This window comes from Paenibacillus provencensis (assembly GCF_042678545.1).
Classification (GTDB): domain Bacteria; phylum Bacillota; class Bacilli; order Paenibacillales; family Paenibacillaceae; genus Paenibacillus; species Paenibacillus provencensis.
In genome coordinates this window covers 1,322,125-1,338,300 of sequence record NZ_JBHTKX010000001.1, presented here as the reverse complement: position 1 = coordinate 1,338,300, position 16,176 = coordinate 1,322,125, and the positions used below count along the sequence as shown (strand labels likewise).

The following is a 16,176-nucleotide window of genomic DNA, read 5'->3' as shown; positions in this document are numbered from 1 at the left end:
CGAAGTCTTATTCATATACTGACGCAGGATGGTTAGCGGGCTTTTCGTTGTTCTGCCCCGAATAAAATTCTCGTACGATGTATAAAGGTCTCCCTTTGGTTTCATCGTAAATTCGCCCCACATATTCTCCAACTATGCCAAGCATAAGCAGTATAAAGCCATTAAAGATCAGTGTAATGCTAATCATGGATGGCCAGCCTTGCATCGTTGCGTCGGTAAATAAAGCAAGGTAAATGACGTATAGTAAGTACAGGAAGCCTGTTCCGGACAAGGTTAATCCGGAATATATGGCCAGCTTCAAAGGCTTATACGAGAAAGATAGAATTCCGTCCAAAGAGAGCTTGATCATACGCTTGAGTGGATACTTCGTTTCTCCTGCCGTCCTTTCATCCCGCACATATTCCACAGCCGTTTGCCGGAATCCCACCCAGCTTACTAAGCCTCTGACAAAACGGTTATTCTCAGGAATCCTTTTCATTTCCAAGCACACTTTCCGATCCATTAAACGAAAATCTCCCGTATCTAATGGTATATTGATATCTGCGGATGCCCGCAGGACTCGATAAAACAGGCTTGCCGACATCTTTTTGAACCATGTTTCCCCTTTACGTTTCACTCTTTTTGCATAAACTACCTCGTAGCCTTCATTCCACTTTCCTATCATTTCAAGAATTAATTCAGGCGGGTCCTGTAAATCCGCGTCAATGATAATCACCGCATCTCCTACCGCGTAATCCATTCCTGCTGTAATAGCTATCTGATGACCAAAATTCCGGGAAAAGTCAATAAGCTTCACTGTTTTATCCCATTTGGCAATGTTTCTTATAATATCTAAACATTTGTCCTGACTTCCATCATTGATAAACAGTAACTCATAGGTATCATTGACTTCCTTCATGACCTTCTTCAGTCTCCGGTAAGTTTCTTCAATAACAGCTTCCTCGTTATACATGGGAACTACGATTGAATAGCGGACATTGTTCGTCATTTACCTTCCTCCTTATCACAGGGTCACTTTATATAAAGTATTTGATCGTCCGAAACCACCCATATTAAACGTTTGTTCGTCAGTATTCTGCATCGTCTGCCATTCTTCTGAAGGTATTTCCTCTCCGTTTTCCTGAATCCATTGTGTCAGTTCGGAACTTCCACCTCTCATGCCGTCTCCTGAAATAAGGAAGTATTTAACTTTCCCGGTTGAAATCAAATTTTCTAATTCGTCAATCGTGTACACGGGATCAGAACCGGAGAATCCCCCCATGATGATCACCGATTCTTTTTCATCTATCATATAAGGAGCGGCGGTTTGATAGCTTGTTGTGGCAAACAAATATGGCTCACCCGTATTGTTTTCCTTCAGATATGCCAGCGTTTTACTATCAAGACTCGCTTCATTACCCATTCCTCCTTGCATATTTCTCGGCATTACAATCGTTCGACCCTCAGCTGAGGGAACATCCGGGTTATCATCAGGTGGAGACATTGCAAAATTATTCATATTCCCGCTACCTCCCGGACCTGCCTGCGGCAGCATACTGTTTCCACCATACGCAATGGGTGTGAAAGCCCAATACAGCGGTCCAATCAAAAGTACAAATAATCCTAAAATGCTTGCGATATGATTGAATTCTACTCTGCGTAACTTATAAATGATGAGAGCAGCAGTGAAAATGACTCCTGATAAAACAATCCCTATAGACCATGCAGGCCCAATTACATCATTGTAGGGATGGATGATATACCATTGAAAACCGGCAGTTAATATTACAGCAATCGGTAATAACCACCCTTTCCAACCTGCATGATTTCTGTAGTCTTTGAAGAGCTGTATCCATCCAGCGCCAAACAGAGCTGCAATTGGCGGAGCAAGCATAATGAGATAATAATGATGGAAGAATCCTGCAATACTGAAGAAAACCATTGCCGGGATTAACCACGCAAGCCAAAATATTGTTTCTTTATGCTTCATTGTGATACGGTTTCTCCGTAAACCGACGAGTAAGCATACGACAGCGAATCCTACAAATGGGAGCAGCCAGCTGGCCTGTCCAGATAAGCCTGATTGAAATAAACGGAGGGGACCTTGTTCACCCGTACCGAAACTTCCGCCAGCCATACCGCCCATACCTCTAATATCACCTGCTGGAAATCCTTCAGCTGAACTGCCAGGCTGCACTCCTTGATTAGTATCATTACGGTTTGGAGAAAGATTTTCGGTATCAGCGTCTCCATTGAATCCAGCCGAGGTGTTGAATTGAGGTGGTTGCTGCTGATTGTCAGGTCTATCCGATCTCGAAGGTCCTCCTTGGCCTCCTTGATTTCCGGTCAAACGTGTCAGACCATTGTAACCAAATGCTAATTCCAGAACGGAGTTCGTTTCACTACTGCCAACATAAGGACGTTCGTCTGCGGGAGTTAAATCCACAATGACTGCCCAGGAGAGGGAGATGACGAGCATGCTCACTGTTGCTATGGAAAGATAATTCATTTTTTCCTTCCAATTTAAATTGCCGGCCAACCAATAGAATAGATAAAATGCAGGAAGCACCATATAAGCTTGCAGCATCTTCATATTGAAGGCCAAACCTATCAGCATGAAGGCTCCCAGGAGACTGCCTATGTTAGTACGTTGAACACTCTTAAACAACAACCAGGTAGCCAACAATAGTGTAAACACAAGCATACTATCAATATTATTTGTCCGGCTCACAGCAGCTGCTATAGGTGTGCACGCCAGAACTAATGCTCCAATCCTTGCAGCAGCTGAACCGAATGACGGTTTAATTAGAAAATAAATCAATAGCACCGACCCAACCCCAGCCAATGCCTGTGGAAGAATGACGCTCCAGCCGTGTAATCCAAATATCCAGGCACTTATAGTTTGAATCCAAAATGTGACAGGTGGTTTATCTACGGTTACAGAGCCTGCTGAATCAAGAGAGGCATAAAAGAAATTATGTAAATTTTCCAACATACTTGCTACTGCAGTGGTGTAATAAGTATTGGCGTATTGATCGTTCCAGATATTGAAGCAGTTTAATACGATAGCCAATATGGCGATTACTAGTAGAGGTATATCCAATCGGGTCCTGAATCGTGAAATCATAGAATACAACTCCTTAATTTTACATGTGGTTTTTATTTAACAAGTCGTATTATGAATCTTCTAACTGAAGCGGACTTGAAGGTAAGCTGAAAGTTTCCTGAATATGAAAGTATGAGTTGAAATTACTTAAGATCATCATTGATAATAGGAGCATGTACAACTCAGGGGGTATAAGAATTGAATTCTCTTAGAGGAATAAAAATATTGCTTGTAGATGACGAACCACATATATTACAATTTTTGGAACTCGGATTAACAAGCGAGGGCTATGAGGTTAGAACAGCTGCAGATGGAATAAACGCCATCAACCAAGTCGAAGAATTTGAACCCCATGTTGCTATCATTGATGTCATGATGCCTGGTATCGACGGGTTTGAAGTATGCCGTATGATCAAAAAGAATAGAACTAACATTTCTGTCATCATGCTCACGGCAAAGGATGAAGTAGATGACCGGGTCAAAGGGCTTACATTAGGTGCAGATGACTATGTAATAAAGCCTTTCAGTTTCGAGGAACTGTTGGCTCGTATCCACGCCCGTCTACGTAATCAATTTCCAAGTTTATTAGGAGAAGTTGTGTACGGTCCTTTTAAGATTGATGAACGGAGAAGAGAGATCGTTTATAACAACAACGTATTAGAGCTCTCCCCCACAGAATACGAGGTTCTTATATTCATAGTCATTAATAACGGCATCGTAATGAGCAAAGGAAGGATACTAGAGAAGGTATGGGGCTACGATTTTCAAGGAGAACAGAACATTGTCGAAGTTTACATCCGTTCTATTCGAGATAAATTGAAAGACAAGGAGCATCGACTCATTCGTACGATTAGGGGAGCGGGTTATCGCGTGGATCTTCCATGATGAAGACGATTACTTCCTTTATACAAAGAGTGTTTTCTCCCCAATCCTTACGTAATCAACTCCTCATTCGAACATTATTTATTCTATCGTTCATTCTTGTCATCATCGGTTTGCTGCAATATTGGGTAATGAAAGACTTTTTATATAACAATGAAGCCGAGTCTTTACGAACAAAAATGATGTCCTTGCCTCACGAGCTGTGGTCAGAATCAGAATTGTTGATGATCGTTCCTCCATTTCGAGGATTAGAGGAAGAGGTTCCTGCACCTGTTCGTTCCAGATTTTTGTTCTTACAAGATATTTCGGTCGCCGTTATCGGACAGAATGGCGCCTTTGAAGATCTTACTGGCAATACCGGTTTATCCTCCCCCCAATTGTCACTTGAAGAGTATACGAGCACTATGTCAGATTTAATGAATCCACAACAAATGGATTATAGAATCGCACATGATGAAAACGGAGAAGAGCAATTATTAGTATTCAGACCCATTGGCGGAATACCTAATAGTACAATTGACCGTCCTTTATATTTTCTTCAAGTAGGAACCGAAACTGGCACTTTACGTGATGTTCTGTTTCAGCAGCTGCTCACCTTCATCAGCCTTTCCGTCTTTGCATTGTTTGCTGGTCTGGCGCTTTATTTAACAGTTCTAAGAAAAACGCTTGTACCTCTTTCTAACATTGTGGACGCTGTTGAAAATACAAACGCAGGAAATTTACAACAGCATTTACCTACACGACAAGGTCAAGAGGAAATCGATCGCTTGTCGAATACCTTTAATGAGATGCTGAAGAGATTGGAAACCTCCTTTGAACATGAAAAGAAAACGAAAGAGCAAATGGGGAGATTTATCGCAGACGCTTCTCATGAATTGCGAACCCCACTGACGTCGATTCATGGTTTTCTGGAAGTGTTGCTGCGTGGTGCGGCTGAACGCCCTGAGCAGCTCTATAATGCATTAAATAGTATGCATGGTGAATCCAAGCGAATTATCAAGCTGGTAGAAGATCTCTTATTCCTGGCTAAGATAGACCGTGAGCCCGGGCTCCATTTATCAAAAACCAATATCACCAATCTTGTTCGGGAAATGAAATCACAACTTCGCGTTCTAGGAGGAGAACGGGAGATCATTTATGACCTCACAGAAGGCATAGAGGGTGAATATGATGCCGATAAAATAAAACAAGTGATCTTAAATTTGTTTCAGAATGCGGTTCAGCATACAGATCCGGTAAAAGGAAAAATAACAATGGCTTTGATGGTCACTGACAGGCAATTTGTGTTGTCGATTCAGGATAACGGTCCAGGAATAGGAGCCGAGAGCCTTCCATATGTATTTGATCGCTTTTATCGAGTTGACAGTTCTCGAACAAGACAGCATGGTGGAGCCGGTCTAGGTCTTTCTATTACTCAAACCATCGTTCATGCTCATGGTGGGACAGTGATAGTGAATAGTCGCTTAGGGGAAGGTGCCACATTTAGTGTCTACATCCCAATGAATTAGTTGATCTCTTTATTACGGTTTTAATAACATATCGCTTCAATAGAAGAGTTCTAAGAATCAGCGAATTTCACCACTCAAATTCCAGTTTTACATTCTCTGTCGCTTGTGTTTTGATTTAGACATACAACTGGTGTTGGTTACCTATTCCATCAGAAAAATTAACGTATGTTTCTGGTGTACCATTCGTTCGCATCAAAACGGCGTGTCCCCTTCTACGGGAACACGCCGTTTATACGTTTTAGGCGCAAGGTTTGTTTATTGCATACCTTGCATGATGGCATTAATGATGCCTTGTTGGGTAACTGTGTTGTTCGAACGGTTAAACAAAGCGAAACCATGCTGACCGTTATGACCATTGTCCCAATAAACCGGAACTGATTTGTATTTCTTGGCGGTTGCCGTTACAGCTTTGGCAAAAGCTTGACGATATACATTATTACTTGAATCATACGCTGTTTTATCGATTGAGCCGAATTCACCAATGACCACCGGATAACCTTGGGTTACAAACTTATCGTGCATGGATTTAATTTGCGATTCCAGATAGTCTTCTTGTCCCCAAGTAGACTTCTTGGAAGGATTGGTTGCTGTTGCTCCCCACTGTGTAATGGTACCCGATTCCTCACCTGCAAAATCCCATGGAGAGTAATAGTGTGCCGAGATCATGATTCTCTTCTCCGAGCTAGGAATAGCTGAGGATCTGAAGTTATCCGTTGGAAGAACGAAGCCGTAATTACCTACCGTGTAATCAATATTGGTATTCCAGCCTGGAATGAGCAGCCATCTGGCATTGTTATTGCCTCCGGTCTTACGGACCGTATCCACGAAGATTTGATTGTAGGCATTCAGATTAGCGTAATATGCCGAATTCGGATTGCCGTAGGTTCCATCAAACACCTCGTTCATCGATTCGAAAATTAGACGTTCATTATAGTTGCTGAACTTGGTAGCAATCTGCTGCCACACCTTCTGGTATTTTTCCTTAATGGCATTTTGATTGCTTCCATTCACCAGTAACCATCCACCGGGCACGGAATTGTATCCATCACCGTGAATATTAATAATGACATAAAGCCCTTCATTGTAAGCATAGTCAACCACTGTTTGAATTCGATTCAGCCATGCAGAATCAATAGTATAATTGGGAGCGCTTCCAATATGATTCAAATAGGATACGGGAATTCGAATTGTTTTGAAGCCGGCAGCCTTTACCTTTTGAATCAGCTGCGGGGTAATGACTGGATTGCCCCAGGCCGTCTCATTCGGTGTACCATTCACCGATGCTTCCAGCTGATTACCCAAATTCCATCCTGCACCCATCTCCGGCACTATTTGAGAAGCCGACAATGATCTGAAATTAGCTGCTGATACGCGGGTGTTCCACCCTGTAAGGACAACAGTCGCCAGCAATACAAGAGCTAAGCTGAGAACGCCAAATTTCTTCATTTGTGTGAGCATAACCAAACCTCCGCTTATCTTATTTTTGTCTTAATCAGCAGTACAGCTACTCTCCTATATAGATTGATTGATTCGAGAATTCGCCCCTCCTTTCCTTTCTCTATCGATCAAACACAATACTGGTCTAACACCAACAGAATAACATATTTATGGAAAATAAAGGTAAATAATTTTTAGTATTTTGATAGTTTGTTACTTAATATTTTCGTATATTTAACCTCTCAACCCGCCGACAGAGCCAAGTCTGTGTCGATGATTGTCGAACATAATGTCTGGATACAACAAACTGTGCGGCAGAGATATAAGATACTCCGAGGAGCACCTTCCGACAGCACGATAACAATAGAACTCCTGCACGATGAAATAAAAAAGCCGCTAAATTAGCGACTTTCAATGGGAATATATGCTTGTGCAACTGTAGAGCAATCTACTATTGAATAATCAATGCTTCTTTCTGGGCTAGGTTTACGCTATTCCAATGAAGGTCCGACCGTAATCTGTTGATCAGTGAAATTATCAATATGGGCGCTTTTCTCATAGAAATGAATGGCATTCTGTTTAACGCCTGCTTGTGTATAGAATGGATCCCCAGCAGCCAGCGGAAGACTGACACTCTCTCCCGTGCTGGCTGCTTTATAGATGGCCATTATCATTTCCAAAGTGGCACGTCCGCTAACTCCATCAATCAATGGAGGCTCGCCCGACTCAATGGCATACAGGACATTGTCGATTTGAGCAATATGTCCCTCATACCGCAGATTTGGCAGGCTGTCATACGCTTGCTGCAGCTGTTCTTCCAGTACAACATTTTTTTCAGGAAAACCGTTCGTTTTCGACGACGAAGCGGAAATTTTCCAAGGAGCCGAAATTCGAGCATGCCGTCCCTGGAAAATAAACTGTTGTTCTTCACCATGATGCACAACCGAACTTGTGATCTGCCCCAGTGTACCATTCGGAAAACGAAGCATCGCAATGGATAAATCTTCAACCTCGGCATTGTCATGTGCAACATTGCTCATGAACGCTTGAACCTGGCTCGGTCGACCCATCATCCAAACCAATGCGTCGATGTGATGAACCGCATGGTTCAGCGTGCAGCCGCCCCCTTCCTTCTCCCAGGTACCACGCCACCAGAGATCATAGTAGCAATGGCCGCGCCACCAGAAGGAATCTACCTGGGCATGCAAGATCGGTCCCGCAAGTCCGGTGTCCAGCATCTTTTTTAGCTTCATAATCGGATTTGTGAATCGGTTCTGAGCCACAACCGACAGTACTTTGCCGCTGTTCTGAGCTGCTTCTATCATGAGGTCGCATTCCTCCAACGATGATGCCATGGGCTTTTCTACCAATACATGACATCCCGCGTTCAGAAAATCTATCGCTATCGGTGCATGCTCATATGGAGGTAAACAGATGGAGACGAGATCGATTCCCTCATAAAGCAGCTCTTTGTAATCGCTAACAATTTTAGCATCAAGTCCATATTCGTTTTTCTTTGCTTCAGCCTTGTCGGGATACATATCACATAGGGCTACAATCTGACAGCGATCCTTGAACTGTAAAAAACCATGAATATGAGCTCTGGATATTGCTCCAGCACCTATGATCGCAACCTTTTGCACAATAACTCCTCCCCTTACCTAAAGATGTTCTCAACATGATAGTACCTCAACAAGACTTTCCAATGTGATGCTATAGTGTGGATTAAATAACGCTGGATTGCGGTTTTATAACAGGTCCGGTATATTGGTAACGTTGGATACAAACATGCCGGGAGGGTGAAGTACTATGCGATATGATCTTTATAATTTTAATGAACAAACCCTTCATTTCGCGTATAAACGCAAAAGTGTGAACAATGAACATATCGAAACATTTCACTCCCACCTAGGCATCGAATTGCTCTTAATCCACAAAGGGTGCGGAACAATGATCGTAAATAACCGGAGCTATGAGATTAAACCAGGCATGCTCTGTATTTTTCAGCCTTATCAACTTCATCATCTAAAATTAGATTATTCCAATGATCAATGTTTCGAAAGATCTTTGGCTATTTTTGAACCAACGCTGTTCGAATCCTATTTCGAAAAATGGCCTAAGCTTCATACCTTTTTTAAACATATCTGTCTGGGGAAGCTGCTCTTCCCATGCCTGTATAACGTTGACGAGCAGCATATCCTGGTTCATCAATTTAAAACCTTTCAAGCGCGTATGCCTTATTTAGATGAATCAAATCGCACGGAGGAAATTTCACTGTTTCTCGTCAATATTTTTCATTTTCTTCATCCCCTATGGGTTGAACGGGAAGGAAATTCGGGGGTTCTTCCGGCCAAGCGCAGAAATCACCAGGTGGAAAAAATATTAAGCTGGATTGAAAAGAACTATCATGTTCCTTATCGTTTGGACGACTTAGCCTATTCCTTGCACCTATCCTCCTACCACCTTTCTCATGTATTTAAAGAAGCAACCGGGGTCAGTATTTCTCAATATATCGCAGCTCGCAGAATACATCAGTCTGTTCACTTGTTAACGACGACGAACAAACCGATTATGGTAATTGCAGAGGAAATCGGCTTGACGAATGTGTCGTATTTTTGCAAATTGTTTAAAGAACACATGGGTGTCACGCCTCTTCAATACCGCAAACGGTGGGTCGATCATTCGTTCAATTTACAGTAAACGAGTAAAGGTTTGTGATATTAGATTAAGACAGCGCTGTATTGATTTGGTCCGCGGTGATAGTCAGTAGAATAATTACAATAGGGAGCAGTTGCAAACGAAAAACGGCCATTCCCTTCCTATGCCGCGGGAATAGCCGTTTAGATGGTACCAGAACGTTTCTCTGTCAGCTCGCCTTCGCGAGTTTCGTGCTGCGAACCGATGCTATAGCGTATACGACGAGGGCTGTCCAGATGAGCGCGAAACCAACGAGCAGAACCGGCGAAACCGATTCCTTGAACACGAACACACTTAGAAACAGCATAATCGTCGGTCCGATGTATTGTACAAAACCTAACGTAGACAACGCCATCCGGGCAGCTGCCCGGGCAAAAAAGAGCAGCGGCAGCGCCGTTACTACTCCGGATAGCAGCAGTTCAACGAACGTAGGGGCAGGCAGTGTCCATGCCGTTGTCTTTCCTACAGCGGCCAAATAGACCCAATAGCCAAGCGCGAAGGGCAGGACTACAGCCGTCTCTGACAGCAGACCTACAGAAGCGTCTTGTACGATTTTCTTCTTCGCGAGGCCGTACAACCCAAACGACACAGCCAGTGAGATCGCGACCCACGGGAACCGTCCGTAGTCGATGGCGATGATGAGCACAGCAGCGCCAGCGATGGCAATGGCAAGCCATTGGCCTCGGTTTGGCTTCTCACGAAGGAAGACAACCGCTAGCAGCACGTTCAGTAACGGATTCAAATAATAACCAAGGCTTGTCTCAACGACATGCCCATTGTTAACCGCCCAGATAAAGATGAGCCAGTTAACAGCAATCAGTAGCCCGCTTGCGCCGAGCGACAGTAAGAGTGAGCGGCTAGCCGCAATTCTCTTCATGTCAGCCCAGCGGCGCTGGACGGTAACAAGAATACCCATGAAGACGAACGACCAGACAACCCGATGTGACAGAATTTCGCCTGCCGGCACATCGTCAAACAACTTCCAATAAAGCGGGAGAACTCCCCACATGATATACGCAATAATAGCGTTAACCAACCCATTGTTCATATTTAATTTCCTTTCTTCTCGCTACGATGTCTGAACGAATTATACGCCTCAATCCTCGCTCAAGTAAAGGAAATAATTGGTCCTCTTGCAAGACACTCACTTGGATTTTACCCTTTTCCGAAATTGATATCTTGCACTTTTGCCATGTCTCTGACTTTTATTTCCCGTATTATTCTGTACTTTGGTTATTGGACTCCTGATAGATATCAGCATATGTTTTTGAACCTTTGATGAGGTCGTCACAGAAAGCTGCTACGTCACTGCCCGTTACTTCGAGCACACCTTTGCCCGAGGCCGCACCTTCTTCAAAAAGATCGACAATCCCCGAGAGTAAATCCGTTCCTTCGGTTAGCTCAACAGGACCAACCTTAAAGAGATATTTTTGAATTTCTTTATAGACCATCTGATAATCTTGCGGGAGCGCTTTGACACGTGCAACGTGCGCTCGCCACTCCTTTTTGCCTTCGATGATATCTTGTATTCTCATTTTACCCTCCTATTTACCTAATTTTTTAGCAATATTATTGTTGAGTTGCTCGCGCCACTTGTCGCGAAAAGATTTTGCCCCTTCTTCGCCGGTCAGTGCTGAACAGAAACCTTTTATATCGTCACCCAAAACCTCTTGAACACTCTGACCGTCCGCCGCTGTTTCTTCGAACAGACCAAGTACACCGTCAAGGATTGGCATGAGGTTACGACCCGTGAAATCGGAGTGCGGCCAGAGATGGGCATTAATTTGATCCCATGCTGCTTGATAATCAGCCGGCAGCTTTTTGGCGCGCGAGTCAAAAGCTTTCATTTCTTTAGTCATGTCGCTGCCAGTGATTTTCTCCCAAAAGTTCATTATTAATTCTCCTTTAACTCATTGATTTTTGAAGATACGAACTCCCATTTTTCCCAGAACTTTTGCAATTCCTCACGCCCCGCGTCATTGATCACGTAAAATTTTCGTGGTGGTCCCATGTCGGACGGCTTCTTAGTAATCTCCACCAATTTGTTCTTTTCAAGTCGGATCAGGATAGTATACACCGTTCCGACCACAACATCGGTGAAGCCGAGGGCGTTCAATCGCCGAGTAATTTCGTAGCCGTAGGTTTCTTCGCGACTTATTATTTCAAGAACGCAGCCCTCAAGCACGCCTTTGAGCATTTCTGTTAGGTTATACAAGACAGTCTCTCCTTGTTATTCATTGCGACCGGTATAATGTATTACTTACTACCGCTATAAAGTAACACTTAGTAGCGTGTTTGTCAATATCGTTTGCTCTTACATTGAATTTATCTTTTCAACTATGCACTTCGATAAAACAGTATCATTATTGAGAAGGTAGAATTGGTTTTATTTCTTGGGGATTCTATATCGTTAATGCTAAACATCAGATGCTATTAAGTTTATAGCAAACCTAAATACTGTATGCTTCCTGCTCCTCACGATGATCCAGCTCATCCAATACTAAGGTGCGCAGCTCGGTAAAGGCACGGATGGTCCGTTTCCGTGGATAAGGCAGATCAATGGGCACGATAGCCTTGATTCGGCCTGGACGGCGGTCCATAACGACTACGCGGGTGGACAAGAACACAGCTTCATCAATATCATGGGTGACAAGCACCATCGCCGTCTGGTTGGTCTGCCATATATCGAGCAGCGCCTCCTGCATATGCCCTCTCGTAAAAGCATCCAAAGCACCGAACGGCTCGTCGAGCAGCATTACCTCCGGCTGTCTGAGCAGTGCACGTGCAATCGCAACCCGCTGTGACATCCCACCCGACAGCTCTCTTGGAAATGCCTTTTCGAATCCTCCCAATTTAACCAGTTCAATCAGCGCGTCGACTCGGCTTCGAATCTCCGGATCTTTTAGTGATAGATCAGCAGCGATGTTCTGCTCCACACTAAGCCAAGGAAACAGCCTGTGCTCCTGAAAGATAAAGCCTTTTTCCTGAGACGGACGATCTACCCGCTTCCCCTTGAGGAGTACATCTCCCTCATAATGGGTATCCAGTCCTGCAACAATTTTGAGCAGCGTACTCTTTCCGCAGCCGCTCGGTCCGATAATGGTCGTGAAGTCTCCATCCTTGACCGTAAGATTTATTTCATCTAGAACGTGGTTAGTGCCCTGCTCTCCCCTAAAGGTTTTATTCACTGCGGTCACTTCGAGAATCGATGTACGTGCTTCGGACATGATGGTTCCCCCATTCTTATTGAAAAATAAAAAGAGACTCGGCTGACCTTTGAAAAAAGGTGCTTAGCCGAATCTCCGGTGGTACCAGTCGATTCATAATGATCCAAGTTATTATTCGTTATTGTGGCTCATCTTAGCAGAGCTGGTAGGGAATTGTCAATACCCGATGAAACTAGTAGAATTACATGAATAACAAAATTACTAACGATAGGATAATTACCATCTATATAACGAATGCCATGGATTTGTTTCACAAAAAATACTTAGGAGTGAAAACTGCATAATGAATCGAATCGCAATCATCTTAGAAAAAAATCTCGAGATCGGCGCTGCTTCTAATGTTTCTGCTATCCTGATGGGACAAGCATCACGAATTGACTCTGATATCTATTCTGACAATCCTGTGCTTGACAAAGGAAATATTCGGCATGCGGGGATTAAATTCAGCACTGTTATTTTGAAAGCTGGAGAAGGTCAAATTTTAAATTTAGTACAATCTCTTAACTCCGACGAGTCTAAAATTAAAAGTGTTGTTTTTTCAAAGACGGGGCAATCGTTAAATAACGCGTTTGAACAGTATGCTCTGGAAATCTCATCACTAACTACGGAAGAATCAAGAATTTTAGGGGTCATTGTTTGGGGGGAAGACGAATTAGTCCGCAGCGCTACGAAAAAATATAGTGTATTCAAATAATATTTAGAGTTATGGACATAGTTTTCGTATCTTTTCCAGTTAGATATGGTCGAAAAAGACAGAGGTACCGCTTTTGCAGCCCCCTCTTTAGTAATACAAGTTCTGAAATGTCATTTAAGTAATCATTGTTTGATAATGTGGAATGCCACTCACCAAATTAATCCGTTATTCTCCCTTTAATTCATATTCGTTCGGAATTAATTCATACAAGGCACCAACATCACAACCGATGGAATCGGCAATTGATATGGCAATTTTGAGTGGCATCACTCTTTTGTTTTCAATAAAGTCATAGATTCGTTCCGGTTTGATAAGCAATTCTTTTGCCAGCCATTCCGCCGACTTCCCGGATTCTATCAATCGTTCATTGAGCAAGCAACGTCCCAGTTCATATTTCAAGAAGCGCTGACCTCCCGCGTAAGATAATATTTAATCTTAAGGGTTGTCGATTTCCAGTATGATTATACTGTATAAAGGGCTATTTCGATGAAGCTCAGCTCATTTATAAAATTGATTCACTGTTATTGTTTGAATATAATGATTGTTCGGCAACCTGAGCTAACTCTTCTGCTTTGACACTGATCTCTTGAATGGTAGCCGTAAATTCTTGAATTGTACCTAATTGCGTATCAGCTAATGTGTGAATATCTGAAAAAGCTTGATTTAAACGCAACAGAAGTTCCTGGATATTTTGAGTAATTCCATTAATTTGATCTACGTTGCTCTTGGAGCTCGTAGCTAGCTTTCTGATCTCTCCGGCAACAACTGAGAAGCCTCTTCCTACTTCACCAGCTCGAGCAGCTTCAATGGCAGCATTGAGACCGAGCAGGTTACTTTGATCCGAAATCTCATTTACTACCGTTGATATCTTGCCGATCTGCTGAGCACTCGAGCTAATGTCTTTCATTTGTGTAGTAATGTCTGTTACACGATCATTAAGGTGAGTCACAGCACGACTAATATCCTCAATAGAGGCCGTGGACTCCTCGACAATTGCAGAAAAGCTCTCTGCCATCTCAAACAGCCTGCTCGCTTTCTCAAGACTTGTCCCCATACCAATTCCACCAATTACTCTGCCCTCTTCGTCATGCAGCGGAATCGCTCTAGCCGCTAGCGGAAATCCAAACAGCTCTTTTGGCACAATCGCGGATAAAGATGTATTATTTCGAATTGCGTTTGTTACAATATCCCCTTCCAGCAAAGGGTCTCCCGGGTTTACATTAAGCGAAAATGTCTTTCCTGGAATATTTATGATCAGCTTCTCCGTATCATAGATCCCTATGGTAACGTCATCGTTTGAGAGACTGTTCAAGAACGGAGCCACCTTTATAAATGATTGGATAAGGTCATGCTGGGTATCGATTTCCATTGATGTATTCATATCTTCACTCCTAGCCCTTCATATTAATAAATATAATATCGTCAAAAGACTCAAGTTAAATAAGATCTTTTAACACTAAACTGAGCAAAAACTTTGATAATTATTGATTTTGATATGTAAGACAATCCGCGAGGAAACAAGCCACTATTTGCCAAACTCCTTTAAATGGTGATCTAAGTGCTTGTATAGTCCGATACTCCATTCCTCAGACGTCAGCTTCCCAAAAAAGGGATGCGGATTCGTAATTTCCAACCTCTCACTATGAACGGCTACCCACCAATATTCCAATCCAGCTTCACCGAGGACGGGAGCTTCCTGTTGCAACGTCTTGGAATGAAGAGCAGTGAGCTAACATTTGAGCAGCGTTCATTTTACCCCAGAGTGGTTTTGAATCCGATTTAAGTTTGTCGATACGAGCTAATATTTCTTCTACATCCGCTTCATTATAGATGCTTCCCATAATCACAAGTCCACCTTATTCTTTTATGAATAATTAACTATACTGCAGTCACAATTATTGGCTTATTCTTAGTAACTATAATAGTATGTTCATGTTGTGCTACAAAGCTATTGTCGGGTACACCTAAGTTCCAGCCATCCGGCTGCTCAACAGCATATCCTGCTCCTGTAGATAAAAAGGGCTCGATTGTAATGACCATACCATCCTTCAATACCCGTTTATCATGTTTGTTGTAGAAGGGTAAAATCTCTGTCGGGGACTCATGCAGAGATCTTCCGATACCATGGCTGCACAGATTTTTGATTATGTTGTAACCGCCTTTTTTAGCCTCGATTTCAATAATTCTTCCGATTTCATTCAATTTTACTCCATGCTTAAGTGAAGAGATTACTTTCATCATTGTCTGCTGTGTGTATTCGCACAGTCGCATTATAGATGTCTCATATGGAGGGATCTGAAAAGAATGTCCCGCATCGGCATAATATCCTCCCACTTCTGCAGAAACATCGATATTGATTAAATCGCCCGGTTGAATGATTCGATTGCCTGGAATGCCGTGAGCAATTTCGTGGTTGATACTAATACAGGTAATTCCAGGGAAATCGTAAGTTGTCTTCGGTGCCGGCATTGCCCCATACCTGCTTAGAAACTGCCCACCCAGATCGTCCAGTTCCTTCGTCGTCATTCCTACACGTGCGTGACGTTTCATTTCTTTGATCGTCATAGCAACAATTCTGCCAATTTCCTTCAGACCATCAATGTCCTTTTGTGACCCTATTGTCATGTAAGCCCCTCCAAATTAACT

18 protein-coding genes are annotated in these 16,176 nt (G+C 42.9%); 4 read left to right on the top strand and 14 right to left on the bottom strand.

Annotation, left to right across the window (positions count from 1 at the left end):
* Positions 1 to 7 precede the first annotated feature (7 nt).
* Both ACFQ3J_RS06340 and ACFQ3J_RS06335 read right to left on the bottom strand, forming a co-directional pair.
* On the bottom strand, positions 8 to 988 hold the full coding sequence (locus tag ACFQ3J_RS06340; RefSeq protein ID WP_251581561.1) for a glycosyltransferase family 2 protein: 981 nt from the start codon (positions 986 to 988) through the stop codon (positions 8 to 10).
* Positions 989 to 1,003: 15 nt separating this feature from the next.
* Entirely contained in the window at positions 1,004 to 3,106 is a 2,103-nt protein-coding gene (locus ACFQ3J_RS06335; protein ID WP_251581559.1) for a glycosyltransferase family 39 protein, read from the bottom strand.
* 177 nt (positions 3,107 to 3,283) lie between these two features.
* Between ACFQ3J_RS06335 and ACFQ3J_RS06330 the strand changes: the two genes are divergently transcribed.
* Positions 3,284 to 3,970 carry a response regulator transcription factor gene (locus ACFQ3J_RS06330; protein WP_091156732.1) on the top strand — a complete coding sequence of 229 codons (687 nt, stop codon included), beginning with the start codon at positions 3,284 to 3,286 and terminating at the stop codon, positions 3,968 to 3,970.
* On the top strand, positions 3,967 to 5,475 hold the full coding sequence (locus ACFQ3J_RS06325) for a sensor histidine kinase (protein ID WP_251581558.1): 1,509 nt from the start codon (positions 3,967 to 3,969) through the stop codon (positions 5,473 to 5,475). Before ACFQ3J_RS06330 ends, ACFQ3J_RS06325 begins: the two co-directional genes overlap by 4 nt.
* Positions 5,476 to 5,730: 255 nt before the next feature.
* Here the strand turns inward: ACFQ3J_RS06325 and ACFQ3J_RS06320 are convergent, their stop codons facing one another.
* Positions 5,731 to 6,933, bottom strand: a complete 1,203-nt coding sequence (locus tag ACFQ3J_RS06320) for a glycoside hydrolase family 5 protein (RefSeq protein ID WP_251581557.1) — start codon at positions 6,931 to 6,933, stop codon at positions 5,731 to 5,733.
* Between the two features lie 470 nt (positions 6,934 to 7,403).
* Positions 7,404 to 8,555 carry a Gfo/Idh/MocA family protein gene (locus ACFQ3J_RS06315; protein ID WP_251581556.1) on the bottom strand — a complete coding sequence of 384 codons (1,152 nt, stop codon included), beginning with the start codon at positions 8,553 to 8,555 and terminating at the stop codon, positions 7,404 to 7,406.
* Between the two features lie 166 nt (positions 8,556 to 8,721).
* Here ACFQ3J_RS06315 and ACFQ3J_RS06310 point away from each other — a divergent pair, with 166 nt between their 5' ends.
* Complete coding sequence (locus ACFQ3J_RS06310) at positions 8,722 to 9,612, top strand: AraC family transcriptional regulator (RefSeq protein ID WP_251581555.1); 891 nt, start codon at positions 8,722 to 8,724, stop codon at positions 9,610 to 9,612.
* 166 nt (positions 9,613 to 9,778) lie between these two features.
* Here the strand turns inward: ACFQ3J_RS06310 and rarD are convergent, their stop codons facing one another.
* From rarD to ACFQ3J_RS06285, 5 genes are all read right to left on the bottom strand, one after another.
* Positions 9,779 to 10,657: an EamA family transporter RarD gene (rarD, locus tag ACFQ3J_RS06305; protein ID WP_251581554.1), complete on the bottom strand. Its 879-nt coding sequence runs from the start codon at positions 10,655 to 10,657 to the stop codon at positions 9,779 to 9,781.
* A 169-nt stretch (positions 10,658 to 10,826) separates the two neighbouring features.
* Positions 10,827 to 11,144 carry a DUF1048 domain-containing protein gene (locus tag ACFQ3J_RS06300; protein WP_091156747.1) on the bottom strand — a complete coding sequence of 106 codons (318 nt, stop codon included), beginning with the start codon at positions 11,142 to 11,144 and terminating at the stop codon, positions 10,827 to 10,829.
* 9 nt (positions 11,145 to 11,153) lie between these two features.
* Positions 11,154 to 11,501 (bottom strand): DUF1048 domain-containing protein, encoded by a 348-nt coding sequence (locus ACFQ3J_RS06295; protein ID WP_251581553.1) that lies wholly within the window; start codon positions 11,499 to 11,501, stop codon positions 11,154 to 11,156.
* Between the two features lie 2 nt (positions 11,502 to 11,503).
* Positions 11,504 to 11,806, bottom strand: coding sequence for a PadR family transcriptional regulator (locus ACFQ3J_RS06290; protein ID WP_285850016.1), 303 nt, complete (start codon positions 11,804 to 11,806; stop codon positions 11,504 to 11,506).
* A 253-nt stretch (positions 11,807 to 12,059) separates the two neighbouring features.
* Complete coding sequence (locus ACFQ3J_RS06285) at positions 12,060 to 12,836, bottom strand: ABC transporter ATP-binding protein (protein WP_251581549.1); 777 nt, start codon at positions 12,834 to 12,836, stop codon at positions 12,060 to 12,062.
* 283 nt (positions 12,837 to 13,119) lie between these two features.
* Here ACFQ3J_RS06285 and ACFQ3J_RS06280 point away from each other — a divergent pair, with 283 nt between their 5' ends.
* Positions 13,120 to 13,530 (top strand): DUF2000 family protein, encoded by a 411-nt coding sequence (locus ACFQ3J_RS06280; protein ID WP_091156754.1) that lies wholly within the window; start codon positions 13,120 to 13,122, stop codon positions 13,528 to 13,530.
* Between the two features lie 165 nt (positions 13,531 to 13,695).
* Here ACFQ3J_RS06280 and ACFQ3J_RS06275 read toward each other — a convergent pair whose 3' ends face one another.
* From ACFQ3J_RS06275 to map, 5 genes are all read right to left on the bottom strand, one after another.
* Entirely contained in the window at positions 13,696 to 13,929 is a 234-nt protein-coding gene (locus tag ACFQ3J_RS06275) for an XRE family transcriptional regulator (protein WP_251581547.1), read from the bottom strand.
* Positions 13,930 to 14,032: 103 nt separating this feature from the next.
* Positions 14,033 to 14,899, bottom strand: coding sequence for a methyl-accepting chemotaxis protein (locus ACFQ3J_RS06270; protein WP_285850015.1), 867 nt, complete (start codon positions 14,897 to 14,899; stop codon positions 14,033 to 14,035).
* Between the two features lie 156 nt (positions 14,900 to 15,055).
* Positions 15,056 to 15,163 carry a DUF1569 domain-containing protein gene (locus tag ACFQ3J_RS06265; protein ID WP_379293261.1) on the bottom strand — a complete coding sequence of 36 codons (108 nt, stop codon included), beginning with the start codon at positions 15,161 to 15,163 and terminating at the stop codon, positions 15,056 to 15,058.
* A 43-nt stretch (positions 15,164 to 15,206) separates the two neighbouring features.
* A complete protein-coding gene (locus ACFQ3J_RS06260) occupies positions 15,207 to 15,371 on the bottom strand; it encodes a hypothetical protein (protein WP_379292395.1) in 165 nt (54 codons plus the stop codon).
* Between the two features lie 37 nt (positions 15,372 to 15,408).
* Positions 15,409 to 16,155, bottom strand: a complete 747-nt coding sequence (map, locus tag ACFQ3J_RS06255; RefSeq protein ID WP_251581546.1) for a type I methionyl aminopeptidase — start codon at positions 16,153 to 16,155, stop codon at positions 15,409 to 15,411.
* Positions 16,156 to 16,176: the final 21 nt, after the last annotated feature.

Excerpts from the sequence above, each read along its gene's own strand:
- ACFQ3J_RS06340 (WP_251581561.1), bottom strand. The coding sequence starts at position 988 with ATGACGAACAATGTCCGCTATTCAATCGTAGTTCCCATGTATAACGAG.
- ACFQ3J_RS06335 (WP_251581559.1), bottom strand. The coding sequence starts at position 3,106 with ATGATTTCACGATTCAGGACCCGATTGGATATACCTCTACTAGTAATC.
- ACFQ3J_RS06325 (WP_251581558.1), top strand. The coding sequence starts at position 3,967 with ATGATGAAGACGATTACTTCCTTTATACAAAGAGTGTTTTCTCCCCAA.
- ACFQ3J_RS06320 (WP_251581557.1), bottom strand. The coding sequence starts at position 6,933 with ATGCTCACACAAATGAAGAAATTTGGCGTTCTCAGCTTAGCTCTTGTA.
- ACFQ3J_RS06310 (WP_251581555.1), top strand. The coding sequence starts at position 8,722 with ATGCGATATGATCTTTATAATTTTAATGAACAAACCCTTCATTTCGCG.
- rarD (WP_251581554.1), bottom strand. The coding sequence starts at position 10,657 with ATGAACAATGGGTTGGTTAACGCTATTATTGCGTATATCATGTGGGGA.
- ACFQ3J_RS06300 (WP_091156747.1), bottom strand. The coding sequence starts at position 11,144 with ATGAGAATACAAGATATCATCGAAGGCAAAAAGGAGTGGCGAGCGCAC.
- ACFQ3J_RS06295 (WP_251581553.1), bottom strand. The coding sequence starts at position 11,501 with ATGAACTTTTGGGAGAAAATCACTGGCAGCGACATGACTAAAGAAATG.
- ACFQ3J_RS06290 (WP_285850016.1), bottom strand. The coding sequence starts at position 11,806 with ATGCTCAAAGGCGTGCTTGAGGGCTGCGTTCTTGAAATAATAAGTCGC.
- ACFQ3J_RS06285 (WP_251581549.1), bottom strand. The coding sequence starts at position 12,836 with ATGTCCGAAGCACGTACATCGATTCTCGAAGTGACCGCAGTGAATAAA.
- ACFQ3J_RS06280 (WP_091156754.1), top strand. The coding sequence starts at position 13,120 with ATGAATCGAATCGCAATCATCTTAGAAAAAAATCTCGAGATCGGCGCT.
- ACFQ3J_RS06270 (WP_285850015.1), bottom strand. The coding sequence starts at position 14,899 with ATGGAAATCGATACCCAGCATGACCTTATCCAATCATTTATAAAGGTG.
- ACFQ3J_RS06260 (WP_379292395.1), bottom strand. The coding sequence starts at position 15,371 with ATGGGAAGCATCTATAATGAAGCGGATGTAGAAGAAATATTAGCTCGT.
- map (WP_251581546.1), bottom strand. The coding sequence starts at position 16,155 with ATGACAATAGGGTCACAAAAGGACATTGATGGTCTGAAGGAAATTGGC.